Origin of the sequence: Sulfurimonas crateris, assembly GCF_005217605.1 — a bacterium.
Classification (GTDB): Bacteria; Campylobacterota; Campylobacteria; order Campylobacterales; family Sulfurimonadaceae; genus Sulfurimonas; species Sulfurimonas crateris.
Genome location: NZ_SZPX01000003.1, coordinates 36,970 through 61,162, shown reverse-complemented (window position 1 = coordinate 61,162; position 24,193 = coordinate 36,970). Strand labels below are relative to the sequence as shown.

General features: G+C 39.3%; 27 protein-coding genes and 1 pseudogene. 9 read left to right on the top strand and 19 right to left on the bottom strand.

The window, feature by feature from the left end:
- The first annotated feature begins 4 nt into the window (after positions 1-4).
- Entirely contained in the window at positions 5-931 is a 927-nt protein-coding gene (locus tag FCU45_RS04380; RefSeq protein ID WP_137012676.1) for a calcium/sodium antiporter, read from the top strand.
- A 94-nt stretch (positions 932-1,025) separates the two neighbouring features.
- Here the strand turns inward: FCU45_RS04380 and mrdA are convergent, their stop codons facing one another.
- The 14 genes from mrdA to FCU45_RS04310 form a co-directional block, all read right to left on the bottom strand.
- Positions 1,026-2,813 (bottom strand): penicillin-binding protein 2, encoded by a 1,788-nt coding sequence (gene mrdA, locus FCU45_RS04375; protein WP_137012674.1) that lies wholly within the window; start codon positions 2,811-2,813, stop codon positions 1,026-1,028.
- Positions 2,810-3,262: a hypothetical protein gene (locus tag FCU45_RS04370; protein WP_246032242.1), complete on the bottom strand. Its 453-nt coding sequence runs from the start codon at positions 3,260-3,262 to the stop codon at positions 2,810-2,812. Before FCU45_RS04370 ends, mrdA begins: the two co-directional genes overlap by 4 nt.
- A complete protein-coding gene (locus FCU45_RS04365) occupies positions 3,229-3,693 on the bottom strand; it encodes an N-acetyltransferase (RefSeq protein ID WP_137012672.1) in 465 nt (154 codons plus the stop codon). Before FCU45_RS04365 ends, FCU45_RS04370 begins: the two co-directional genes overlap by 34 nt.
- Positions 3,686-4,300 carry a ribosome biogenesis GTP-binding protein YihA/YsxC gene (gene yihA / locus FCU45_RS04360; RefSeq protein ID WP_137012670.1) on the bottom strand — a complete coding sequence of 205 codons (615 nt, stop codon included), beginning with the start codon at positions 4,298-4,300 and terminating at the stop codon, positions 3,686-3,688. Before yihA ends, FCU45_RS04365 begins: the two co-directional genes overlap by 8 nt.
- Entirely contained in the window at positions 4,293-4,775 is a 483-nt protein-coding gene (gene lptA, locus FCU45_RS04355; protein WP_137012668.1) for a lipopolysaccharide transport periplasmic protein LptA, read from the bottom strand. Before lptA ends, yihA begins: the two co-directional genes overlap by 8 nt.
- Complete coding sequence (gene lptC / locus FCU45_RS04350; protein ID WP_137012666.1) at positions 4,772-5,293, bottom strand: LPS export ABC transporter periplasmic protein LptC; 522 nt, start codon at positions 5,291-5,293, stop codon at positions 4,772-4,774. Before lptC ends, lptA begins: the two co-directional genes overlap by 4 nt.
- 3 nt (positions 5,294-5,296) lie before the next feature.
- Positions 5,297-5,791 (bottom strand): KdsC family phosphatase, encoded by a 495-nt coding sequence (locus FCU45_RS04345; protein WP_137012664.1) that lies wholly within the window; start codon positions 5,789-5,791, stop codon positions 5,297-5,299.
- Positions 5,788-6,360, bottom strand: a complete 573-nt coding sequence (gene hisB / locus FCU45_RS04340) for an imidazoleglycerol-phosphate dehydratase HisB (protein WP_137012662.1) — start codon at positions 6,358-6,360, stop codon at positions 5,788-5,790. Before hisB ends, FCU45_RS04345 begins: the two co-directional genes overlap by 4 nt.
- Before the next feature lie 4 nt (positions 6,361-6,364).
- Positions 6,365-7,180 (bottom strand): septal ring lytic transglycosylase RlpA family protein, encoded by an 816-nt coding sequence (locus FCU45_RS04335; protein ID WP_188109193.1) that lies wholly within the window; start codon positions 7,178-7,180, stop codon positions 6,365-6,367.
- Positions 7,173-8,399, bottom strand: a complete 1,227-nt coding sequence (locus FCU45_RS04330; RefSeq protein WP_246032240.1) for a lytic transglycosylase domain-containing protein — start codon at positions 8,397-8,399, stop codon at positions 7,173-7,175. Before FCU45_RS04330 ends, FCU45_RS04335 begins: the two co-directional genes overlap by 8 nt.
- A gap of 78 nt (positions 8,400-8,477) precedes the next feature.
- Positions 8,478-9,254: a TatD family hydrolase gene (locus FCU45_RS04325; protein WP_137012660.1), complete on the bottom strand. Its 777-nt coding sequence runs from the start codon at positions 9,252-9,254 to the stop codon at positions 8,478-8,480.
- Between the two features lie 12 nt (positions 9,255-9,266).
- The gene (locus FCU45_RS04320) at positions 9,267-10,802 is read right to left on the bottom strand and encodes an AAA family ATPase (RefSeq protein ID WP_137012658.1); all 1,536 of its coding nucleotides are present in this window, start codon (positions 10,800-10,802) and stop codon (positions 9,267-9,269) included.
- Positions 10,799-11,341: a DUF4136 domain-containing protein gene (locus FCU45_RS04315; protein ID WP_137012656.1), complete on the bottom strand. Its 543-nt coding sequence runs from the start codon at positions 11,339-11,341 to the stop codon at positions 10,799-10,801. Before FCU45_RS04315 ends, FCU45_RS04320 begins: the two co-directional genes overlap by 4 nt.
- 15 nt (positions 11,342-11,356) lie before the next feature.
- The gene (locus FCU45_RS04310) at positions 11,357-12,211 is read right to left on the bottom strand and encodes an NAD(+)/NADH kinase (protein ID WP_137012654.1); all 855 of its coding nucleotides are present in this window, start codon (positions 12,209-12,211) and stop codon (positions 11,357-11,359) included.
- 121 nt (positions 12,212-12,332) lie between these two features.
- On the opposite strand from FCU45_RS04310, the gene aspS reads away from it, so the two are divergent.
- Positions 12,333-14,090: an aspartate--tRNA ligase gene (gene aspS / locus FCU45_RS04305; RefSeq protein ID WP_137012652.1), complete on the top strand. Its 1,758-nt coding sequence runs from the start codon at positions 12,333-12,335 to the stop codon at positions 14,088-14,090.
- Positions 14,090-14,659, top strand: coding sequence for an adenylate kinase (locus tag FCU45_RS04300; RefSeq protein WP_137012650.1), 570 nt, complete (start codon positions 14,090-14,092; stop codon positions 14,657-14,659). Before aspS ends, FCU45_RS04300 begins: the two co-directional genes overlap by 1 nt.
- Positions 14,660-14,681: 22 nt before the next feature.
- On the opposite strand, the gene adk is transcribed toward FCU45_RS04300, so the two are convergent.
- Complete coding sequence (gene adk / locus FCU45_RS04295) at positions 14,682-15,329, bottom strand: adenylate kinase (RefSeq protein ID WP_137012648.1); 648 nt, start codon at positions 15,327-15,329, stop codon at positions 14,682-14,684.
- Between the two features lie 120 nt (positions 15,330-15,449).
- Here adk and FCU45_RS04290 point away from each other — a divergent pair, with 120 nt between their 5' ends.
- Both FCU45_RS04290 and FCU45_RS11885 read left to right on the top strand, forming a co-directional pair.
- Positions 15,450-16,676, top strand: a complete 1,227-nt coding sequence (locus FCU45_RS04290; RefSeq protein WP_137012646.1) for a DEAD/DEAH box helicase — start codon at positions 15,450-15,452, stop codon at positions 16,674-16,676.
- A 10-nt stretch (positions 16,677-16,686) separates the two neighbouring features.
- A pseudogene (locus FCU45_RS11885) lies at positions 16,687-16,935 on the top strand (transposase); the annotation flags it as partial.
- Between the two features lie 110 nt (positions 16,936-17,045).
- Here the strand turns inward: FCU45_RS11885 and FCU45_RS04280 are convergent.
- Both FCU45_RS04280 and FCU45_RS04275 read right to left on the bottom strand, forming a co-directional pair.
- Positions 17,046-18,311 (bottom strand): malic enzyme-like NAD(P)-binding protein, encoded by a 1,266-nt coding sequence (locus tag FCU45_RS04280; protein WP_137012644.1) that lies wholly within the window; start codon positions 18,309-18,311, stop codon positions 17,046-17,048.
- A gap of 380 nt (positions 18,312-18,691) precedes the next feature.
- Positions 18,692-18,979, bottom strand: coding sequence for a hypothetical protein (locus tag FCU45_RS04275; protein WP_137012642.1), 288 nt, complete (start codon positions 18,977-18,979; stop codon positions 18,692-18,694).
- Positions 18,980-19,037: 58 nt separating this feature from the next.
- Here FCU45_RS04275 and FCU45_RS04270 point away from each other — a divergent pair, with 58 nt between their 5' ends.
- Both FCU45_RS04270 and FCU45_RS04265 read left to right on the top strand, forming a co-directional pair.
- Entirely contained in the window at positions 19,038-19,769 is a 732-nt protein-coding gene (locus FCU45_RS04270; RefSeq protein ID WP_137012640.1) for a competence/damage-inducible protein A, read from the top strand.
- 191 nt (positions 19,770-19,960) lie between these two features.
- Complete coding sequence (locus FCU45_RS04265) at positions 19,961-20,596, top strand: DUF6166 domain-containing protein (RefSeq protein ID WP_137012638.1); 636 nt, start codon at positions 19,961-19,963, stop codon at positions 20,594-20,596.
- 15 nt (positions 20,597-20,611) lie between these two features.
- Here FCU45_RS04265 and FCU45_RS04260 read toward each other — a convergent pair whose 3' ends face one another.
- On the bottom strand, positions 20,612-21,115 hold the full coding sequence (locus FCU45_RS04260) for an ankyrin repeat domain-containing protein (RefSeq protein WP_137012636.1): 504 nt from the start codon (positions 21,113-21,115) through the stop codon (positions 20,612-20,614).
- 76 nt (positions 21,116-21,191) lie between these two features.
- On the opposite strand from FCU45_RS04260, the gene FCU45_RS04255 reads away from it, so the two are divergent.
- Together FCU45_RS04255 and FCU45_RS11630 are read left to right on the top strand one after the other, a co-directional pair.
- Positions 21,192-22,388 (top strand): tetrahydrodipicolinate N-succinyltransferase N-terminal domain-containing protein, encoded by a 1,197-nt coding sequence (locus FCU45_RS04255; protein ID WP_137012634.1) that lies wholly within the window; start codon positions 21,192-21,194, stop codon positions 22,386-22,388.
- A 72-nt stretch (positions 22,389-22,460) separates the two neighbouring features.
- Positions 22,461-22,766: a hypothetical protein gene (locus tag FCU45_RS11630; protein ID WP_188109191.1), complete on the top strand. Its 306-nt coding sequence runs from the start codon at positions 22,461-22,463 to the stop codon at positions 22,764-22,766.
- Positions 22,767-22,781: 15 nt separating this feature from the next.
- Here the strand turns inward: FCU45_RS11630 and FCU45_RS04245 are convergent, their stop codons facing one another.
- Positions 22,782-24,188, bottom strand: coding sequence for an SH3 domain-containing protein (locus FCU45_RS04245; protein WP_137012632.1), 1,407 nt, complete (start codon positions 24,186-24,188; stop codon positions 22,782-22,784).
- Positions 24,189-24,193 lie beyond the last annotated feature (5 nt).

The window sequence follows — 24,193 nt, the reverse complement described above, 5'->3', positions numbered from 1 at the left end:
ATATATGGATTTTATAATCTTTATAGCTGCTATGACGGCTCTAATATACGGGGCTGACTTTGTAATAAAAGAGTCTGAAAGAATTGCTCTGCATTTTAATATATCACACTATGTCATCGGTGCTACACTTATAGCTTTTGGAACATCTCTTCCTGAGATGGCAGCTTCTATGATGGCATCTTATGCCGGTAAGAGCGATATGGCTGTGGCAAATGTGGTCGGCAGCGTTATATTTAATATAACGCTTGTACTTGGAGTGGTATTTTTTATATCCAAGAAAATGGTTCCAAAAAGAGACCTATTCTCTTTGGACAGCGCTTGGATAGTTATTCCTGTAGTGATCTTTTTTATTATGATACAAGATGGTGAGATAAGCAGAGCTGACGGCATCTTGTATCTGCTTTTGATGCTCTCCTATCTTATATTTTTGTTTGGAAGCTCAAAAGAGACTCTTGAGAGCGATATTGATGAAGAGCTTGTAAAAGAGAAGTTTAATTGGGGTCTGACTATCGCCCTTCTTTTAGTGGGTTTTGTTTTGACTATCGGAGGAGCAAACTTTGTTGTGGAGAGCGGAACAAATATAGCTAGATCTTTTGGTGTAAGCGAGTGGATCATAGGACTCTTCCTTATAGCTCTTGGAACGTCACTGCCTGAACTTGTCGTGTCTCTTGTTGCAATTAAAAAAGGCAATGCAGAGATGAGCATAGGAAACATTATCGGCTCCAACGTAGCCAATTTCTCTATGGTTCTTGGTTCTGCATCGCTTGTAAGTCCACTGATAGTTGATCTTGTTGCAACAAAGTTCGATCTGTTTATAATGGCAGCGGCTTCTATTACACTTGTGTTCATTTTGGCAAACAAGCTCTACAACAGAGCCGGAGCGATATTTTTACTGATAATACTTGCTCTGTTTATACAAAACGCAGTATAAGTTTCTTTAGAAAATTCTTTATGAATTTCTTCAGAAAACGCAGTATAAGTTTCTTTAGAAAATTCTCTCTAAGCTACATCTTTACATGTAGCTTCTACTTTTTAATGTATCCCATCTCTAAAAGTTTATTGTAAATATTTGAGACGATCTTACCTGCTGCCGCACCGCCGTGTCCGCCATGTTCGACCATTACTAAAACCACGTATTTAGGGTCTTCATAAGGTCCGTAAGTTGCGAACCATGCATGTGAACGTGTATAGTACTCCATCTCATGCTCTAGCTCTCTCTCTTCGATGTCCTGAAGAATTCCAACGACCTGTGCTGTTCCTGTCTTGCCTGCGATCTTAACTTTGGAGCTGAGATAGTTTGTAGCGGTTCCGCTTGGATAGTTACATACCTCATACATCGCTTTTTGGATAATAGGGAGCTTTCTCAGCTCATCTTCATCAAGAACTTCTTCGAACTCAGGCTTAACTTCTTCATCTCCTATCATCTTTGCAAAATGTGGTTTTGGAAGTTTTGCAGTAGCCATAAGTGCCGTAAATTGTGCCATCTGCATAGGCGTTGTCAAAAAATCACCCTGCCCGATCGACGTGTTTACGGTTTCTCCTATATACCAAGCTTTGTTGTATTTTTTTCTCTTCCACTCTCTTGATGGAACGGTGCCTATAAACTCATTAGGCAGGTCAACGCCTGTTTTTCTGCCAAGACCGTATCTGATAAGCCCATCACTCATCTTTTTTATGCCAAGCTGAATACTGCCTTTATAGAAGTAGTCATCACAACTCTCTCTTATGGCTTTTGTTATACCGGTGTTACCGTGTCCGTCCTTTTTCCAGCATCTAAACACCCTTTTGCCAAGAGGCATAGATGCCGTACAGTACACTCCCCAGTTGGGACCTATCTCAGGTGCTGTTATGTAGATAAGTCCAAGCCCTGTTTTTATGACAGAGCCTGGAGGATATAGCCCATGGACAAGTTTGTTTGTAAAAGGTTTTTCCAAGCTGTTTGAGAGTCTGTCCCACTCTTCATGGCTAATACCTGCAACAAATGTGTTTAGGTCATACTCAGGAAAACTGCTTGCAGACAATATAGCGCCATCTAGACCCATAACAACAACAGCACCGGACTTTTTCACAAAGAGCGAAGAGATATATTTCTGAAGCTCAATATCTATGTTTAGTTTCAGCTTTCTGTTTTCTACTGCCGGCTCACTTGATAGCTCTTCTATCTCCTGGTTGTTCGCATTTACCTTTATCTCTCTTTTTCCTGCCTCTCCCTGCAGATATGTGTTGTAATACTTCTCAATGCCTGATTTACCAGTGTAGCCTATAAGCTCTTGAAGTTTGTCATCTTTGATGTCGCTTTTATTGGCACGCGCCACATATCCGATAGAGTGTGCAGCTACTTCGTTGTAGGGATAAAATCTTTTTGGAGATGATACGATGTTTATCTTTTCTCTAAGATTTAGGATAGAGTAGACAGGCATGATCTCTTCGTATGAGACAAAATCTACGATGTCTATAAAGTTGTGATTGTAGTAGGAGTCAGCTTTCTTGTAGTTTTTTATCATCTTCTCTTTGTCTAAATTTGGCAGAAGCTTAAGAAGATTGTTTATCTCCTCATCAAAAATATGTTGATTCTTTTTAAGAGTAAGATGCGGGGCAAGCTGCACTTTAAAACCGAGTTCATTTATTGCTACGGGCTTGTTGTTAATATCTAGTATCTCACCTCTTACCGGCGGTATCTGTTCGGTTTTTATAGTATTGTCGTAAGATAGCTTTTCATAGTAGGTATTGGATTCGACCGAGAGCATAAAAACTCTTACCAAAAGTGCCAGCCATGTTGCAATAAATATAAAAAGAATAAACTTTATTTTCATATCAAGCTCAAAATTATAAATTCTATTGCCATATAGTAGAGTACGTAGTAATTAATGCTTGGCATAGGAAGCAGAAATATATTTGACAGAAGAGAACAGAAGAGAAAAAATCCAATATATACTAAGATGACTATTGAGAGATTAACACATAGGTTACAGTTGAAATTTTGCTTTATTTTTGGAATGACATATCTGTGAATGAGCGCAAAATATATAATAGCACTAAAGAGCATATAGCTGTTTTGTGCTTCAAAAAAAAGCAGACATACCGCTACTAGCGATAGTAAAACTACATCTTCTTGCTTAAGTGCTTTTGAAAAAAGAAGATACAAAATTGCAAAAAGAGGCGGTAACAATAGATATATACCGCTTATTGCGGTATATATGACAAACAGCGCAGCATAAAGAAGCGGTGTTAAAGAGTTTTGATGAGAGATACTTCGTTGCATACAGGAAAGTGTTTACACTTAATGCAGTCAGCCCAGATCTTATGTTCTGGGAGTGACTCTTTTGGAATTTCGACAAACCCGAGGTTCTCAAAAAACTTCTGTCTGTAGGTCAAGCTTAATACTTTTTGCAGACCGAGAGTTCTAGCCTCCTCTATTGCTCTGAGTACTAAACCCTCTCCAATACGGCGCCCTCTTTTGCTCTCTTTGACCACAAGTGATCTAATCTCGGCAAGTGCGGGCGTATGAATATGCAAAGCACAGAAGCCGACGATCTCGCCATCCTCTTTTGCAAGGATATACGACCTTATATTTGTTGCTATCTCATCTGAACTTCTAGCTAAGATGAGACCTGATTCAACTTCGGGTATAACGAGTGTTTGCATATTTTGGATGTCTGATAATTTTGCTTTACAAAACTGGGCTTCACTCATCTGCCGCTCCCTTTAAAATATCGTAAATTATTGTCACGATCTTCTGCAGACCTCTCTTCTTTGAGCTTGAAACCATCAAGGCCTGAGGGAACTCTTTTTTAAGAGCATTTTGCTCTTTCTGGTTCAATTTATCTATTTTTGTAAAAATCTGCATTATCTGCTGTGTTTCATCAGCATGTTCAAGTAAAAAATCGCTTACAGATTTGTCAATATCCAAGTGCGGATGTCTACAGTCAATTAGATGAATAAAAAGTTTTATCTGTTTTCTTTGGGAGATATAGTCAGTTAGATTCTTCTCCCAATCATACTTTATTGATTTTGACACTTTTGCATATCCAAAACCTGGCAAATCTACAAACTTTACTACGGTTTTTGATGAATCATCTCTATCCATAAAGGTTACGTCAAAATAGTTTATAAGTCTTGTTTTTCCAGGTGTAGAAGAGACTTTAGCCAAACCTTTGTGGTTACTAAGGGCGTTAAGCAGTGAGCTTTTGCCGACGTTTGAGCGCGCCATAAAAACAACTTCATTTTGCTCTTCACTTGTCGGCGCACCATTTATATCTGCTGCCGATGTGACAAATTTTGCATCAACAATATCAATCATTTTTGCTCTTATTGCTATCTTGTGCCATGTTAAATATCATAATAACAGGCTCTTTTTCCGCACCTTTTGCGTAAGCTTTGCCCTCTATGGTTTTAAGAATGACCTCTTCTCCTATGATCTCTTTTTTTTCATTGATCTGTTTTAGGTGAACCTCTTTAAAAAAGTGGTACTCTTTTTCTATAGGAAGATATACAACTTTTTGAGCTTTTCCTTCATAGCGCGCACCCTCTTCTGTCTTTATCTTAAAAGAGGCGTCTCCCTCGGCAACAAACTTTGTAGGCTCTTGCTTCTCGTTGGTGTATATAGTGACCATTGATGCGTTTAGTTCATCACTGCCTCTTATTATATTAACATCACCCTCAAAAACAGACACCCCCGTTTTTTGATCCGCATTAAAAAGCTTGGCTTTTACCTTCAGCTCCTGTGAAAACAGCGATGACGCTAAAAAAATTGTTAAAAAAATTGTTTTTTTCATCTTTTTCTCTCTTCTAATTTATATATTGCATATACATTTTTTGCTTCTACTCTCTCTAAGGAGTCATTATACTTTAACTTCACTCCAGTTACTCTGTTAGCATCTCTATATAGCACAAATTTACCATTTGCGGTTGCAATGGCTGTTTTTTTATTGTATAGTGCTTTTTGCGTCTCAAAGGTTAAGCCGTCCTCTCTAACATAAAGAATATCTCCCACCAGATCCACTATCTCATTTTTATATACTCCGCTGTTTGCTTTCATATTTGCCATATACTCTTTTGAGTTGTCAGTATAGTCCATATCTTTGACCGTATATCTGTTTGTAAACCTTGAGGCTTCACTTCCGTTCATCAACGTTACAAGCCCGTTTTTATCAAGTTCATGCATGGTAAAAGTAGAGATCGTAAAGAGAGGCACCTCTTTGTATGCGTGCTGTTTTATCTCCATCGGCTTAAATAAAAACAGGATCATTAATAGACAGAGTGAAAAAAATATAAAAAAGTAGTTTATATTCATAACCTAAATCCACACGGACAAAAACTCATCTTTTGTGTCGTTCTCATCTACTAAAATATCTATCATCTCTCTAACCGCAGCGTCTCCGCCTTTACGTGACAATACTGTATCAACAAGCTCTTGTATCTCTTTTACGCCATCTTTTGGAGTAAAGCTTCTGCCAACGTAATTAAGCATCTTGTAGTCGTTTAGATCATCGCCAATTGCCGCTACCTCGTAGCTTTTGAGTCCAAGACTCTCTATGAGCTCTTTTAGCTTCTGTTCTTTATCTTTAATATGCTGAAAAAGGTGCTTTATACCAAGCTCATTTGCTCTTTTCTCAACAATTTTAGACTCTCTGCCCGTTATGATCGCAGCGTGAAAGCCCATCTTTATCCAAGAGCTTATAGCCAAGCCATCTTTTACGTTAAAGTGCTTGATCTCATTGCCATCAGCCGTATATATAACATCTCCGTTCGTCAAGCAGCCGTCAACATCTAAAACTATCAGCTTTATCACAGCATATCTTTCGTGCTTGGAATACCGACTCTCTCATTGGTTTGCATCGCACGGCGAAGGGCGACGGCAAGCGATTTAAAAGCAGCTTCGATTATATGATGTTTGTTTTTACCTCTAAGAGCCACTATGTGAGTACTAATTCTTGCATTTAGGACAAAGGCTCTAAAAAACTCTTCAACAAGCTCCGTGTCAAACTGTCCTACTTTGCCGGTAACACTCACTTCATAAACCAGATACGGACGGTTGCTCAGATCAAGGTCACAGCTTACACAAGCTTCATCCATTACTATATTTGCACTTCCGAAGCGTTCCATATTTTTAACCGGATATATCGCTTCTGCCAAAAGAGAGCCAAGAACGATTCCGACATCCTCTACACTGTGGTGGTCATCTATATGTGTATCGCCTTTGCATGATATATCCAGATCGATCAGCGAGTGCTTAGAGAAGCTCTCAAGCATATGATCCAAGAAACCTACGCCTGTGTTTATCTTGCTTTTTCCCTCTCCGTTAAGAGAGAGTAAAATTGTTATATCCGTCTCTTTTGTTTTTCTACTTTTGGTAATCATATTTCTAGTCCTCTCTAACAATAAATGAATCTTTAAAATGGCCAAGTGATTTATAGTCTCTTGCTTCCTGCTCGCTTCTAAAGCCTTTTAGCCACACTTTGAACATCCTGCCGTTTTGCGTCTGCATATCTTTTATGATGGTCTTGTAGCCGTCCGTATCATCATATTTTTTTTGTGTTAAAAGCGCACCCTCGAATCTTGAAAAAGATGCTATCTGAAGAGCAAATCCATCTGACTGCTGATCTTGAGGAGCATCTTTTAACTGCTCTTGCAACGGAACTTTTCTCTGCCCTTTTGAGTGAAAACCTAACACTTCAACGGTAACCGGTGCAGTTCCGTCATTTATCATATCTATCTTTTTTGCCGCAGTATTTGAGAGATCTATGATCCTAGTTGCGATAAAGGGACCCCTGTCGTTGATTCTAACTACGGTGCTTAAGCCGTTCTTCTTATTGGTAACTTTTACAATGGTGTTCATAGGAAGAGTCTTATGTGCAGCCGTCATATCGTACATATTGTAGGTCTCGCCGTTTGATGTCAGTTTGCCGTGAAAATCAGGACCGTACCAGCTTGCATTGCCGCTAAACTTGTCACCTACATTTACGACCGTTGGATAGTACTTCTTCCCTCTTATGACATAAGGTCTCATCGTAGGATGCTTGTAGTCTTTTTGATTGATAACAGGGCTGTGAGATCTGCTGTCTGAAGAGTATGTTTTTGTCTCACCTGCATTTGTGTATGTTCTAGTGCCTCTTGTACTACATCCAGTAGCTAGAAGAAGAACTAAAATAAGTGTAGTAAAAAAAGATATCTTACTCATAGAGCTTTAACCTCTCACCCTCTCTGATAAGAGTACTTTTTAGGTTGTTTTTAAGCTGAATGCTTCTGACGCTTATTTTATATGCCTGAGAAATAGACTCCAGAGTGTCGCCTTTTTTAACCAAGTAGTAGATCTCTTTGTTTATCTTTTCGACATTTGCTTTGTTGTCGATTGGAACAATAAGCTTTTGATTTAAGCTGAGAACATTGCTCTTGAGGTTGTTAAAGTCTACTATCATCTTGTACGAAACTTTATATTTCTTTCCCATTTCGTAAAGAGTGTCACCTTTTTTTACAACATGGACTTTATAGATATTTTGGATCTTCTCTTCAAAATATTTCTGCTTGAAGTCTGAGAGTTTAATGTAGGGGATATATATGTCATAGCCTCCCAGATAGGGAGGAACGAAATCATATTTGAGGTGTCTATTGAGCTTTTGAAGTTCTGAAAGCGGTATACCGACAAGTTTTGAGACTCTCTTTAGAGACTCTCCTCTTGGAACTCTTACCGTAGATATGGAGTAGGCATTTGCTCTGTTTAGAAGGTGCTCATACTCGCTCTTTAGCAAAAACTGCTCGTCATTGCCCAACAATGCAAGCGCTACGATTTTTCTGATGTAGAGTCTGCTCTCTCTTGGTATATACTTTTTTTTTGGGTCTAGCAATATATTAAGATCATCGCTTTTTGCCGCTTCTATTGCCCTGCCAAGTCTTCCGCCGCCGCAGTTATAAGCTATTGCTGCTAAGTACCACTTACCGAATTTTGCATAAAGCTCGCTAAGATGCTGAGCAGCTGCTTCTGTAGATTTTATAAGATCTCTTCTCTCATCGACATACTCGTCTATCTTAAGACCGTATATTTTGCCTGTTGCAGGCATAAACTGCCAGAGTCCAGAGGCTTTTTTTACAGAGAATGCTTTTGCGGAAAAGTGAGACTCCGCCATAGCCAGAAATAGAAATTCGGCAGGTATGCCGTGCTTAGCCAAAATGCTCTTTATCGCCGGAATGAAGAGATAAGCATCATTCATCGCCTGAAAAAAGCGTTTCTCTTTGTAGATAGTCATGTTCTTGTTTTTCATATCGTTCATGATCGGGTCATACAAGAATGAAGCTTCAATGTCAAAAGACTCTAAGACAGCTATCTCTTTTGTGTGATTTGAAGTGAAAGTAAGACTAGCACTCAACATAAGCGGCAGTAGAAGTAGTAAAAAATATTTCAAAACGGCAACTCTTATTTTAAATTTTAAGAAGTAGATTTTATCTAAATCAAAATTAAATATAGTTAACAGTTATTCATATTAAGAAATATTAAAGAGTTTCAGGGCGTTTTGAGTCGTTATTTTCTCTATGTTTTCTAGTGGGATCTCCAGAAGTTCAGAGATCTTTTTTGCGACAAAAGTAGTATATAGAGGCTCATTTCTCTCACCTCTGTGAGGTGTCGGTGTCAGATATGGACCATCTGTTTCAATCAGAAGTTTATCTTGAGGTATCTTTGGCAGTGCATGAAGTAGTTTTTTTGCATTTTTAAAGGTCAAAACTCCGCCTATTCCGAAGTAAAACCCCTCTTTTGCAAGACTTAAAAGCTCCTCATCCGCATTGTAGCAGTGCAGAACTCCCCCGACATCTTTTGCACCGTGTGTAAGAAGTATCTCTTTTGAGTCTCTTGAAGCGTCTCTGATATGTACAATAAGCGGTTTTTTGTACTTTTTTGCTATCTCGATCTGTGCAATAAAGACCTCTTTTTGTCTCTCTTTTTCTCTTAGTTTCTCTTCGTCGCTTCCCTCAAGTCTAAAGTAATCAAGCCCGCATTCGCCTACTGCAACGCACTTTGGATGATTAATATACTCTTCAAACACAGCAGCATCAAATGCCTCCATATCGTAAGGATGTACACCGATGGCAAAATAGACATCACTGTTGCTTTTGGCTATCTCTATCGCTCTTTTTAAGTTTTTCGGATCTGCTCCTGGAATTATGAAACGCTCCACCCCGCCCTCTCTGGCTCTCTTTAGTACTATATCCAGATCATCTCTATATCTGTCGTCGTCTAGGTGCACATGTGTGTCTATAATCATACTCTACTCTCTCTATTTCTGCAGGCTGAGCAGCTCTTTTGCGAACTCTCTAGCCTCTTGCGTAATGTTGGCACCGCTTATGATCCTTGCTATCTCATCAACCCTCTCATCAAAGCCAAGCTCTTTTACGTGGGATTCATCGCCCTTTTTATGAACCAAAAAGTGCTGGTCTCCCATAGATGTCAGCTGCGGCTGATGCGATATTACAAATATTTGAAAATGCTCAGAGAGCTCTTTTAGAACCTTGGCAACGCTCATAGACTCCTCTCCGCTAAGATTCGCATCTATCTCATCAAGCATCAATACTCCGCCGTTTTGGTTCATAAACTCTGATTTTAGAGCCAACACTGCAAGGCGGAGCCTGTTGAACTCGCCTGTACTTATCTTTTGAAGATCGGTGTTGTTTAGCTTTAACAGAATCTCATCTTTGCCCAGAACCCCATACTCTGCGCTATTTATTGCAACATCTGCATCTCTGAGGTAGAGCTGCTTTAAATATCTGTTCAGATCCTCTTTGAAATGCTTCAGCTCATCTGTGCGAAGAGCGCTGATCTTTTGCGCCAGATCTTCTACTTTTCTCCTAAGCAGCGACTCTCTTGACTCCAGATCTCCTTTGGCTATCTCTATATTTTCATACTTTTGCAGCTCTAAAACCTTCTGCTCTTTGTACTCAAGAGCCTCTTTTATGCCGCCGTATCTTCTTTTTAGCTCACTTAGCTCCTCCAGACGGTTAAGAACCTCTTCAATATCCACTTCATCAAGTGCATTGAACTTCTCTTCGGCACTCTCCATAACGGCTCTTAGCTCATTCATAGCGTCGTTAAAAAAAGAGTTGTCCACATTTAGCGTATCAAGTGCGCTAAAGACGCTGTGCTCATGCTCAAAAATCGCGTTTGCTTTGGCTATCGCCTCCAGTGCCTTCTCTTTTTTGGAGAGCTCTTTTTTAATCTCCAAAAGCTCTTCATCTTCTGATACTTTCGGATTGACATCTTCTATCTTTTTGATCTCAAAGGCAGCAAACTCTTTTAGCTCTGTAACTCTTTTTTGCTCATCTTCGATACTTAGGAGCTCTTTTTTGACTCTTCTGTGCTCTAAAAAAGCCTCCTTGTACTCATCTTTGAGCAGATCAATATTAGGGTTCTGTTTGCTTATTCTTCCATCTAGGATCAAAAGAAGGTTTTCGTTTTCAAAATCGCTAAAATCTCTTAAAGAGAGATGTCTTAAGTAGTTAGAAGAGAGGCTTGACATTGCCTTTTTAGGCAGGCTTTGATTGTTTATAAAGTATCTTGATTTCTCTTTTTTAATATGTTTGAAAATATATACGTCATCATTTTCTATACCGTGTTCATCGGTTTCCAGCTCCCAAGAGACGGTAGCTTCGCAGAGTGATGCATCGGAAGTACCGCTGCCAAACGATGATAAGATCGAGCTCATTAAAATCGACTTCCCGCTTCCGCTTGGACCCGTAAATACAACAAGCCCCGATTTTAGATCAAGTTCAATCTCTTTAAAACTGAGGTACTCTTTTAAGTAGAATCTCTCTATCATTTATATGCACCTTGTAAAATATTTAATGGAAACTCTTCAAGCATCTCAGAGACGGTTTCATTGAAGTATTCGGCACGCTCCTGCGGCGTTTCAAAACTCTCGATCTTTTTGGTGAGCTTTGCATACCAGAATATCTTCTGTGTTGCAGGATCCAGCATATTTATAAAAAGAGTTCCCTCATCGTTTGAAAAACCTCTTACGGTGCCAAGTGAAAGTCCAAGTCCGCTTGAAAAAGTACCCAGACCAAAGCCCAAACCGACGTTAGATGGGACATCTTCTCTTATTATGCTCTCAAAGGTTATATGAAAATCTGCCTCATCTTCTGGTGCAGTTACATACCCTTTTGATCGCATCTCACTGGTGATAGATTCAGCAATGCGCTCACTGTTTAAAGCGCTAAAATCGTCATTTTTATCATAAACCACGGCAAATGTAGATAGCGCTGTCATATCAAAAGACGGGTCAAAATCAATATCCGCTTTTTTAGTAGAACATCCTGCAAGTAGGATCAGCAGAAGAGGAAGTATAAATTTAAACATTTGAACTCCTTTGGCTTATTCGCCCCATCTTAGTTTCTCTTTTAGCACATCGAAGTAGTTATACTCCTCTTTGTGTATCAGCTTCACCGTCTTAGTTGCGAGTTTTATATGTACGCTCTCTCCAAGTTCGAGCTCATGCACATCCTGTCCGTCTATAATTATAAGAGCTCTCTCTTCTGATGTTTTCATCTCTATGGCATATCTCCCCGGAAGCACGACCGGTCTTTGCGTCAGTGAGTGCGGGCAGATGGGCGTTAATGCAAAGACGTTTGACATAGGAAAAAGCACTGGTCCGCCTGCAGAGAGGTTGTAAGCCGTAGAACCTGTAGGAGTTGAGACTATCACCCCGTCACCGTAGTATGTATTAAACGATTGTGAGTCAACAAGTGTCTCTATGTGTATCATATTTGAGACACGTGTGCGTGTGAGTACAATGTCGTTAAAAGCGTAGTACTTCACCTCTTTGGTGTTTTTTATAACCGTTGCTTCAAGAACCGCTCTCTCATCTACTCTGTATCTGTTATGGATAATTTTTTCTACGAACGTATCAAGCTCATCAAGTGAGAGATCCGCCAAAAAACCGAGATTGCCGGCATGAACGCCTAGTATGGGGATATCAAAGTCAAATGATTTTCTCACCGTAGATATAAGTGTGCCGTCCCCGCCGAAGCTTACAATAAAGTCACACTCCATGCAGATGCTTTTAAAACTCTCGCCGCTCATATCTATCATCTTAGCACTCTTGCTCTCTAGCAAAACATCGATGCCGTGGCTTCTGAAGATCTTCTCCAGTTTTAGATAACCCTCTTTTATTTCAGGGGATGATGGTCTTAAAACTACGCCTATTTTTTTGATCTCTTTGTTTTTCAAAATATCTCTTTATAAAATTGTTTCGTAAATTATACATAAAAAACAAAAAAATCTCTCTAATTATGTGATAAGCCAAATTTGGGTACAATCGCGAAAATTATTTACTAGGGACTCTATTTTTATGAGAAGTCATTATTGTGCGTATTTAAGTGAAGCAAACGTTGGACAAGAGGTTGTTCTGACAGGTTGGGCAAACAGTTACCGTGACCATGGCGGGATTATTTTTATTGATTTAAGAGACAAGAGCGGACTTATTCAGCTTACTTGTGATCCTGAAGACAATGCAGCAGCACATAAGGTTGCAGACGGTGTTCGCGACGAGTATGTTCTTATAGCAAAAGGTACTGTTCGCCATCGTGGAGAGGGTCTTGTAAATCCTCGCTTAAAAACCGGTGCTATCGAGGTTATAGTAAAAGAGCTCATTATTGAGAACAAATCGGCTCCAATCCCTTTTATGATAGGTGATAAGAACGTAGGTGAAGAGACTAAACTTAAATACCGCTACCTAGAGCTTAGAGATCCTGCGATGTATGAGGCGTTTCGTCTTCGCTCAAAAGCTGCTATAGCTGCAAGAAATATACTTGATGAAAACGGCTTTTTGGAGGTTGAGACTCCGATTTTAACAAAATCTACTCCTGAGGGTGCAAGGGATTATTTGGTTCCGTCTCGTGTACACAGCGGTGAGTTCTACGCACTTCCGCAATCTCCACAGCTTTTCAAGCAGCTTTTAATGGTAGGCGGATTTGACAGATATTTTCAGATAGCAAAATGTTTCCGCGACGAAGACCTAAGAGCAGACCGCCAGCCAGAGTTTACTCAGATAGACGTCGAGATGAGCTTTTGTGACCAAGAGGATGTTATAAAAGTAGCAGAGGATCTTCTTGAAGCTATGTTTAGCGCTTGCGGCATCAATGTAAAACCTCCGTTTAACCGCATTTCACACATGAACGCTATGGAGTGGTACGGCTCCGACAAGCCTGATCTGAGATATGACCTTAAGATGGTTGACGTTATCGACATCTTTGAGAGATGTGATAATGAGATATTTACAAATATCGCTAAAAAACCTCATACAAACCGCATCAAGGCTCTAAAAGTTCCTGGTGCAGACCTTGTCTTCTCAAAGAGAGAGATGAAGAGCTTTGAGGATTATGTACGTAAGTTCGGAGCTCAGGGACTTGGTTACTTCCAGATGAAAGAGGATGGCTTAAAAGGTCCGCTGATCAAGTTCTTTAGCGATGCCGACATTGCACTTTTAATAGAGAGACTGGGCATGGAAGTGGGCGACGTTGTCTTCTTCGGTGCCGGAGATAAGAAAACTGTATGGGACTATATGGGACGTCTGAGAATCTTTATTGCAGAACATGAGAAGATGAACCTTGTAGACAAAGATGCTTTTGAGTTCGTATGGGTTGTTGACTTCCCTATGTTTGAGATCGAAGATGGAAGAGTAAAAGCGCTTCACCATCCGTTCACGCAGCCAAAAAATACCGATAAAGATGACGTAGAAGAGATAGAGTCTATCGCATATGACATTGTACTAAACGGTACGGAGCTAGGCGGCGGAAGTATCCGTATACATAAACCTGAAGTCCAAGAGGAAGTCTTCAAGCTTCTTGGAATAGACGAAGAAGAGGCTCAGGAGAAGTTTGGGTTCCTGCTTGATGCTCTAAAATTCGGTGCTCCTCCGCACGGCGGTTTTGCGATCGGATTTGACAGACTTATGATGCTTATTACTAAAAAATCAAGCATCCGTGATGTTATAGCATTCCCTAAAACGCAAAAAGCTTCTTGTATACTTACAAAAGCACCGAGTGAAGTTGATGCAACGCAACTAAGAGATCTTCATATTCGTCTTCGTGAGCAGATAAAAGCATAATGAAAAAACTCTTTCTTATTATCGGAGCGCCCGGCTCCGGCAAAACCACAGATGCAGAGTTGATCGCAGAGCAAAACAGCGAAATAACACACTACTCCACAGGCGATATGCTTCGCGCAGAAGCCGCAAGCGGCTCTGAACTTGGCTCTGAGATAAACAACTATATATCAAAAGGTCTTATCGTTCCTATAAAAATAGCAATAGAGACCATTGTAAACGCAATTAAAAATGCTCCGACGGATGTTATCATCATTGACGGATATCCAAGAAGCATGGAGCAGTTAGAGGCTTTAGACAACTATCTTGAGAGCGACTCATCTTTAGAGCTTTGCAGTGTTATCGAGGTTGAAGTAAGTCAAGAGACGGCAAGAGACAGAGTTTTAGGACGTTCTCGCGGCGAAGATGACAAAGTTGAAGTTTTTAACAACCGTATGAAGGTCTATACGGAGCCACTGGATGATATAAAAGAGTTTTATATAGAGAAAGATCTGCTTCACACAATTAACGGAGAGAGAACTATCGAAGAGATAGTCTCAGAGATGCACTCTTTTATAAGATCAAAAATTTAATTGAACCCTATAATGGGCTCAATTAACCTAGCTTAGAAACTATAGCCGCTTCAACCTCAGATATATCGGCAGTTCCATCAACAGTAATGTACGTCAAAGAAGCTATTTTCTCCGCTTGCTCTTTATAGTAGCCGATCAGAGGTTTTGTCTGCTCGTGATAAACTTTTAATCTATCGAGTACTACCTCCTCTTTATCGTCATCTCTTTGAACGAGCTCTTCACCAGTCACATCATCTTTGCCATCTACTTTTGGCGGATTGAAAACAACATGGTAAGTTCTACCGCTTGCTAAGTGCGCACGACGTCCTGACATACGTTTTACGATCTCGGTATCTGGAACATCTATCTCAATGACGGCATCAATATCTACACCCGCACTTTTAAGAGCGTCTGCTTGAGCAATGGTACGAGGAAAACCATCCAATAAAAAACCGTTTTTACAATCATCTTCTTTAATTCTATCTTTTACAAGACCGATAATTATCTCATCAGTTACCAGCTGACCGGCATCCATAGCCGCTTTAGCCATTTTACCCAACTCTGTACCTGCTTTAATAGCCCCACGGAGCATATCTCCCGTAGAGATTTGAGGAATGTTATATCTTTTCGTTAAAAATCCCGCTTGAGTCCCTTTTCCGGCACCCGGAGCTCCAAGTAATATTATTCTCATATTTATCCTATCTATTTTGTATTTGAAATTATATATAAATGTAGTTAAAACTAGCTATAAATAAACCTTCTCTGAAGCGTAACTTTCATAAAATACACTCAATTAACTATAGGAAGTCAAATGCCATTTTCCAAACTGGGTCTCTCACCGCAAATCCAAAGCGCGCTTAAAAAAAGCGGCTTTATAACGCCTACTCCTATTCAAGAAGAGGTTATTCCTCTTGTGCTAAATCATCATGATGTTATGGCAATGGCGCAGACCGGAAGCGGTAAAAGTGCCGCTTTTGTACTGCCGATACTTGAACTATGGTCTAAGAGTGTCAGCGAAGGAAAGCCTAAGATAAAAGCGCTTGTTGTAACCCCTACTCGTGAACTCACACTTCAAGTTGCCGATGCTTTTAACACTTTTGGCGCAGATCTGAAAAGAGAACCAAAGGTTGTCTCTATTATAGGCGGAGAGAGTATCGGTGATCAAATCTATGCCATTCAGCAGGGATGCGATATCTTGGTAGCGACATCAGGACGACTTCTTGACGTGCTTACAAAAAAGCAGACAAACCTATCTCATCTTGAATTTTTAGTTCTTGATGAAGCAGACAAGATGCTAAACCTTGGTTTTTCGCAGGAGCTTGATGCCATCCTTGAAGCAATTCCGCAAAAGCGCCAAAATCTTCTCTTCTCTGCAACCTACCCTCAAAAAATCTTAGATATTGCCTCGAAAATTACACAAAATCCTATAAGAGTAAATATTGAGCAAGATGTGCCTACTGTAGAGAGTGTGGTGCAGCGCGCCATAGAAGTAAATCGTGAAAATCGCGGTCCGCTTCTAAGACACCTGCTAGATACTGAAAAGTTAGAGCAAGTTCTTGTGTTTATGGCAAACAAAAGAGCTACGGACAACATTGCGGCTAAGTTTAAAAAGTACGGCTACAAGGCGGAGTCGTTTCACGGAGATCTGTTTCAAGATGAGCGCACTCTTACGCTGGATGAATTTAAAGCCAAAAAGATACGCATACTCTTTGCAACCGATATAGCCGCTAGAGGACTCGACATAGAGAATGTCTCATGCGTTATAAACTTTGATCTTCCTCGCTCGCCTACCGACTATGTCCACCGCATTGGACGTACGGCAAGAGCCGGCAGGTCGGGAATGGCTATTTCGTTTATATCTCACGAGGATAGAGCGCATTTTGGTATTATCCAAAAGAGATGCAAGGTGAATATAGCAATGGAGCAGATAGAGGGGTTTGAACTAAAAGGCGAAGCTGCCATAAAAGGAAAAGGTCCACAGCCGATTAAAGGCAAGGGCAAAAGCAAAAAAGACAAAGCAAGAGAAAAAAGAGTTTAATTTTGATGAGATACTCAAAGAATACAAGAACGGAAAAAGACTTACAGGCTAAGATGAACTTTTAGCTCCGCTTATCAAGCAACTTACAGAAACTGCACTTGAAACAGAGATAGATTCATGTATTGCAAATCATATTTTAGGCGGCAACCGCAACAGAAAAAACGGTGTCAATAAAAAAACCGTCAAAGAAACAAGCGACGGTTCCTTTGAGCTTGAGACTCCTCGGGATAGAAACGGCACCTTTGAACCTCAAATAGTTAACAATAAAGGGGTCAGGCGATAACAATAACATTTCAAATTATTTCTATTTTGTTATCGTTATCACCTGACCCCCGTTGTTCATAAAAAATGACGAAGTAATTATCTAGCCTATTTTAATATTTTTGCCAACTCTTTCTTGTAAGCTTTTATATCAAAATCCTTCATAACAGAAGCTCCGCTATCTACAGCGGCCTGTGCCACTGCACTTGATATTTCAACTATAAGTCTTTTATCAAACGGCTTAGGAATCAAATAGTCTTTACCAAATTTTATCTTTTTCCCATATAGTTCACTCAGATATTTCGGTACTTCACTACGTGCCAAATCTGCTAATGCATAGGCTGCTGCTATTTTCATTTCATCATTTATCTTTCGAGCACGAACATCCATCGCTCCTCTAAAAATAAACGGAAACCCCAAAACGTTGTTTACTTGGTTGTCAAAATCACTGCGCCCTGTTGCTACTACTGCATCTGGTCTTGCTTTTAAGATTTCTTGCGGAAATATCTCAGGTGTCGGATTTGCCAAAGTAAATACTATAGGCTCATTTGCCATAGTTTTAATATCTTCTACGCTAAATGTTCCAGGACGAGATAAGCCCACGACTACGTCAGCACACTCAAACACTTCTGAGTGAGTCATATATCCTCCTGCACAAAATTCTCTCTTATAAGCATTTAAATCACTTCTCCCATTGTGAATAACACCCTTTGAGTCAAGCATATATATCTCTCTTACTCCAAGCTTTCTGTAAAGTCTCGCACAAGATATTGCGGCAGCACCTGCACCGACAACAACGATTTTCAAATCTTCTATTTTTCTGTGTGTGACTATACAAGCATTGATAATTCCTGCGGCAGAAATAACTGCTGTTCCATGCTGATCATCATGCATTACGGGGATATTTAACTCTTCTACTAAACGTCTCTCTATCTCAAAACATTCCGGTGATTTTATATCTTCTAAGTTTATCCCGCCAAAAGTTGGAGCAATAGCAGTTACAACTGAACAAAACCTATCTATACTCTGGGTATCTACTTCTATGTCAAAACAATCAAGTCCCGAGAAGTTTTTAAACAATACGCTCTTACCTTCCATAACAGGCTTAGATGCTAATGCTCCGATATTTCCAAGTCCAAGAACTGCCGTTCCGTTTGAGATAACTGCAACAAGATTCTTTTTAGCTGTATATCTGTAAGCATCCTCAGGATTCTTCTGTATTGCTAAACATGGGATCGCAACACCTGGAGTATATGCCAACGATAAGTCTTTTTGAGTCTCTACAGCTTTTGTAGCCTCAACCGATATTTTTCCGGGTCTTGGAAATTCATGATAATCCAAAGCTTCTTGATCAGTAGTTGATTTTTTAGACATTATTTATCCTAAGTATATTTTTAAAAGTATATCTTAACACAACTCAAAACAAATATATCAGCTTTCTCAGAGACTAAAGAACTTTTAACCAAATAAAGGGGTCAAATAAAGGGGTCAGACGATAACAATAGCATTTCAAATTATTTCTATTTTGTTATCGTTATCACCTGACTCCCGTTGTGCGAGTTTAAAATCATTACTGTATCATTTCACTAAAAAAGGGTTTTATGAAACTGTTGCTGCCATTTTTGCTATCACTCTCTCCAACAAGCACTGCATGTGCAAATGAGAACTGGATTCCCATAACACCTGTAGATAAGCCTCGAACTTCAAAACAAGTTGGTTTTACATGTCAAATCGACATGCAAAACCACAGAGAATCAATCCTCTTCAAATCCAAAATCATCATCTTGAGACTCTTTTTGAGCATTTAAAATATCATCTATCAGCTCTTTGCACTCATCCTCTTCAATGTCACCGCTTTTTATATCTTCTAGTACATCCTGCAGATCAGCCTTAAATTCGCGAAGCTCCTCTATCTCATCTTTCGCTTCTTCACCTGCCTCTTTGCTATCGGCGATCTCCTCAAATATCTCATCCAATCTGTCATCTATATCAGGTATGACGCTCTTTGTTATTAACTCTTCTAATTGTTGTGCGTAAGACATACGGTTTCCTCATAAGTTTTCAGTATAATACATAAAAAAGATATAACGGTAGATAAAAATGAACTTTTATGCATGCATTATCGGCAGTGAGATATTAAACGGCCGCAGAGTTGACAAACATTTTGAATTTGTAAAAAATGAGTTGCAAAAGTATGGGCATGAGCTCTTCGCCTCTTTTATTATTAAAGATGATGAGAAGCTTATCAAAAATATATATAAGCTTGTAAAAGATGATGACAAAAGCGTAATGTTCTCTTTTGGCGGCATAGGCGCTACCCCTGATGATCTTACAAGAGCTATAGCTGCGGAGGTCTTTACTTCCAAACCGCTAAAAAGACATAAACAGTTTGAGAAGGACATTATAGAGAGGTTTGGCGATGAGGCATACCCTCACAGAGTTCATATGTCCGATCTGCCGCAAGATGCAGACCTTCTTCAAAATCCCATCAACAATATGTCAGGTTTTTCTCTGCAAGATAGATTCTTTTTTACTCCTGGATTTCCACAGATGTCGCACCCGATGATCGCCTCGGTTATCGAGCGTTTATTTGGCACCTCAGTGCAAAAATACAGAGCCACCCTGCTCGCAAACACAAGCGAAAATACGCTTATAAATATTATGAAAATCATTCCGCCTGAAATAGAGCTCTCATCTCTGCCGATACTTGGCAGTGAGGGCGCATCTGTTGAGATATCTTTATGCGCTTCAAACAAAGGACTTGTAGATAAAAACTTTAAGCTGTTTAAAGATTTTTTGGAAGATTCAGGAATATCATATAATATAATTTAATATTACTGTTATATTGTCGATTTACTCTCAATAAGTAAAAATCAAGGAATCCTACTATGATAATTTGGTTATTGGCACTGTTATTGCTTTGTTTGTCCATATATGTTGCTTATCGCTTGTTATTTCTTAACAAAAAAGAGAGAATTCAAAGAGGAGAGCATCATTACACTTTCAAAATATAAGAGGCAGTAATGGCTATCATGCGTAATAATCATGTCTTCAAAGGGCATAAAACACTTTTGGGTGCAAAGTATGTAACATACGGTGAACTCGAACTTCCACTTAGATACGATATCTTTTCTTCATCAAAAAACGGCTTTGACTGGGGTCATACAGGAAGCGCCGCACAGCAACTCTCATTTTCTATACTTTATCAACTAAGCAACGAAGAGTTTGCCAGAGAGAACACGCTGCTCTTTACAACAGAGATAGTTTCAAAATTTAGCGGAAGAGATTGGATAATATCAGCTTCAGAGGTCTCAAAATGGATAGAGAAACATACAATAAAAGATGATATCCAAACCATCTCTAAAGAGAAAAAAGATGAACAACCTGCAAATGTATTAATTTTAAAGACGCCAAAGGCCTCTAAAAAACCAAGAGCGAAGAGCAATGTTGTAAAAAAGATATGCAGTGAACTTCAGATCACACAAAAAGATCTTGCAAATATTTTAGAGATCCCAGAGGGAACGGTTAGCAGCTGGGCTGTAAAGGATGAGATCCCAAGACTGGGAAAAAAAGCTATAGAGTTTTATATGCAGAGCCAGAAAAATGAGCAGATAGTCGAGAGTTACAAAAACTTTGTAAAGATGCTTGAAGTATCATAAATACCAATAGAGCGCCTATCTGGCATAGTTTGTGTTTTTAGGCGCACTCTCGTCATAATCCAAAAGAAGTAAAATGCTTTTTTTGTTTGTTTTTCTTGCAAAATCCGTGACGCTGATCCCCTTTGCATCAACGGCATTTTTATCTGCGCCACTCTCTAAAAGAAGTTTCGCTATCTCAAGACGACCGTAGCAAGCAGCCGCCATCAAAGGAGTAAATCTGCTTCTTCTTGTAGTAGCATTAACATCTATGCCTTTTGATATCAAGTACTTTACCATCTCAATGTTGTTATAGGTAACAGCCATATCAAAAATGCTTACACCCTCTTCGTCAAAATCATATATGTCTGCGCCGCTATCAACCAGTAACATAATGAGTTCAAAATCACATCCGTGTCTTAATGATGAGGCAAGAACAGACTCTCCTGTATCGTTGGCTTCATTTACGTCTGCGCCCTCTTTTAGGTACTTTTTTATACCTATAATGTCGTTATTTTTTAAAAGTTCAATCCATTTGTTCATAGCAGAAGTATATACTAAATTGCTATTAGTAATGTTTAAGTATAATTCTTTTAACAAATTATTTAAGCGAGAATTCATGGAAATCATTCAGACTACAGATGCTTTTAAGGCACTTATTCAAAATATTAAATCATCAACAAAGGGTTATAAAGATCCTTTGGCATTTGGTATATGCAGAGTAGATATGGGGCAGTTAAATCTTACGAAAACACTTCAAGCTACCTATCCTGTTATTAACTGGAATGAAAACTTCGGGAGTGCAGCTATTTTTATTCAAGCGCTGCAAGAGCAAGGCATTGAGATAGATTTCAACGAGAGTGAAGTTGTATGCAACATAAACGCTTTGTTCTTAGAAAGTTGTTTGAACGCGTTCACACCTTATGCAGATGAAGCTTACGGAGATGCTCACAAAAATATTCAGGTCGTCTCCGCTCTATATAACCAAATAATGAACAGCGGCTCTTTAGAGGGTGAGTTTAAAGTAACGTTTATCTTTGCAGATGAGCCGCTTCAAAGCGTTGAAGCTACTTACTTAAAGCTATACGCACTCTCACAGGCAAAAGTTGAACTAAGAAGCATAAACCTAAACGGTGCGTTTGGTGCACTGCCAAATGTTGCTTGGTCAAACGGACAGCCTATAGAGCTTGATTATCTTCGTGAATTTGAGATCGAGCTAAAACTATCAAACGAATATCCGCATATTGACTTTATAGATAAATTTCCAAGATTCCTGCAGCATATTATCCCTGCAGACAATACGCGTATACTCGATACTTCAAAAGTAAGATTCGGCGCACAGCTTGCAGCAGGTACAACTGTAATGCCTGGAGCATCATACATTAACTTCAATGCAGGAACAACAGGTCCTGTAATGGTAGAGGGAAGAATCTCAAGCTCTGCAATAGTCGGAGCAGGAAGCGATGTCGGAGGTGGAGCTTCTATACTTGGTGTTCTTAGCGGAACAGACGGCAACCCGATAACTATAGGTAAAAATACGCTTTTAGGAGCAAATTCTACTTGCGGTATTCCGCTTGGTGATGGCTGTATTATTGATGGCGGACTGGCTATTTTTGCCGGAACTAAAGTTCATCTAAATGATGAAGAGATAAAAGAGCTTCAAGAGGTTAATCCTGGTGCGGCATTTTCAAATATTATGAAAGGGTCAGAACTTGCAGGGTTTAACGGAGTCCATTTTAGACAAAACTCTCTAAATGGTCAGTATGTAGCCCAAAGAAGTACAAGAGAGATTAAATTAAACGCTGAGCTGCACTAAAATTTAATTTTTTAAAGTAATCGTTTTTTCAGTCTGATAAGACTAAAATGAACAAAAACATAAGGAGTTCTCATGAATATTTCTAGCAACATATCATCTCTGCAGGCTCATCAGACAATGATGAACAGCAGTGCCAACAACGTAGCAAATGTCAATAGCGAGAGGTACGTGCCAACTGATGTAAGGATGCAGAGCAGTGAGAACACCGTTACGCCAAATGTGCGCAAAGCAGATGACAACGGATCTGCAAACAGCCAGACCGATCTCTCAAAAGAGCTTACCGATCAGATAATAGTTGAAGATGTAACAGCTGCAAATGTAGCCGCTATAAGAACGCAAGATGAGATGTTAGGCTCTCTTTTAGACACAAAAGCCTAACAACAAACTACAAAATTATCTTGTCAATATATTCATACTTGTCAGATTTTTGAGGATCTCTGCCTCTTCATCATAATTTTCTTGATATTGCCCAAGTCTTAAAGAGCTAAAAATAGGCTTTCCTATTATTACCCTGCCCTCATCTTTGTCATTTTTTGTCTTTATGCCCCATGTATTATGAAAAACCACTATCTCATCATCATAAGTTCCTACATATAGGACAACGTGTCCTCTTTTATATAGAAGCGTCTCGAATGGTATAGCATTCTCTTTAATTGTATCTATCTTCTCATCATCCGAGAGGTTTTCAAGAGATATCACCTTGCCTATTTTGCTCTGCTGGTAAGAGTTTCTTGGAAGCCATATACCAAAGGGCGTAAACATATCTCTAAGCATAGATGAGCAATCTCTTTGTTCATACATTCCGCCCCAACCGTAGTTTGTTTTTGAAACCTCGTTTATAATAGATGTTAGACTACTCTTATTAAGCGAGAGTAGATCTTTTGTCGCTTTATCTTTGTATATTTTAGATTTTAAAAAGAGCGGTTTTGAATTTTTAAATGATGAGACGGCAAGTATCGTATATGTATCTTTTTCTTCAGATATTAGCGGGAATACCATGCCGACTTTTGATTTAAATAAAAAGTTTCCTTTGGTATCGTATATCGGGCTATCTTCAACGGTAATGGAGACTTTTTTTGCTTTTTGCCACTTATCAGTATGCTCATCTTTTAAAACTACAAACTCGTTAGACTTTAGCCACCCAGAAGCGTATCCTGTAAATATAAACGCCCACTCTCTATCTTTTGAATAGTGAGATATAAAAAGCGGTTCATTTGCATGTATTGAGCTGTTTTGCAGGTAATCAAAAGGGAAACCCTCTCCCGCTGCAGTAGGGTCTTTTAAAAGCGGTCTTATTGTAGGAAAGGCTCTCATGTTGCTATGTTTAAGCGTTAGAGCCTTTTTATTGATCGTGCCATATGCTTTAAAGTTTGCATTCTCTATCATTTGTTGAAAGAAGCTCTCCTCTAAAAGACGCAGGTTCTCCCCGTAACTTTTATTGACTTTAAACGATGCAAAAGGCCACATTACAGACTTTAGGTCCTCTTGAGGCTTCTCAATATTCCAGACACTAAAATAGTTCTTATCATACTTTTTTTGAATATCATAAATGGTTTTATTGTTCTCTATACTCTCTGCGTAGTAGCTTGCATCCTGAGGTATATTGAGCAGGTCATGTATCTCTACCTCTTTGATCTCTATCTTTTTGAGATCTTTTTGAACTTCCTGCAGATATACAACATCTTCAACGGCTTCAACTTCAGCCGTATCCTCTACTCTGCTCTCACTCTTTGGCTGACTCTCTTTTGGTGCACAGCCGACAAATATAGTTATAGATAAAAGTAAAAAAATATATCTCAAAACAG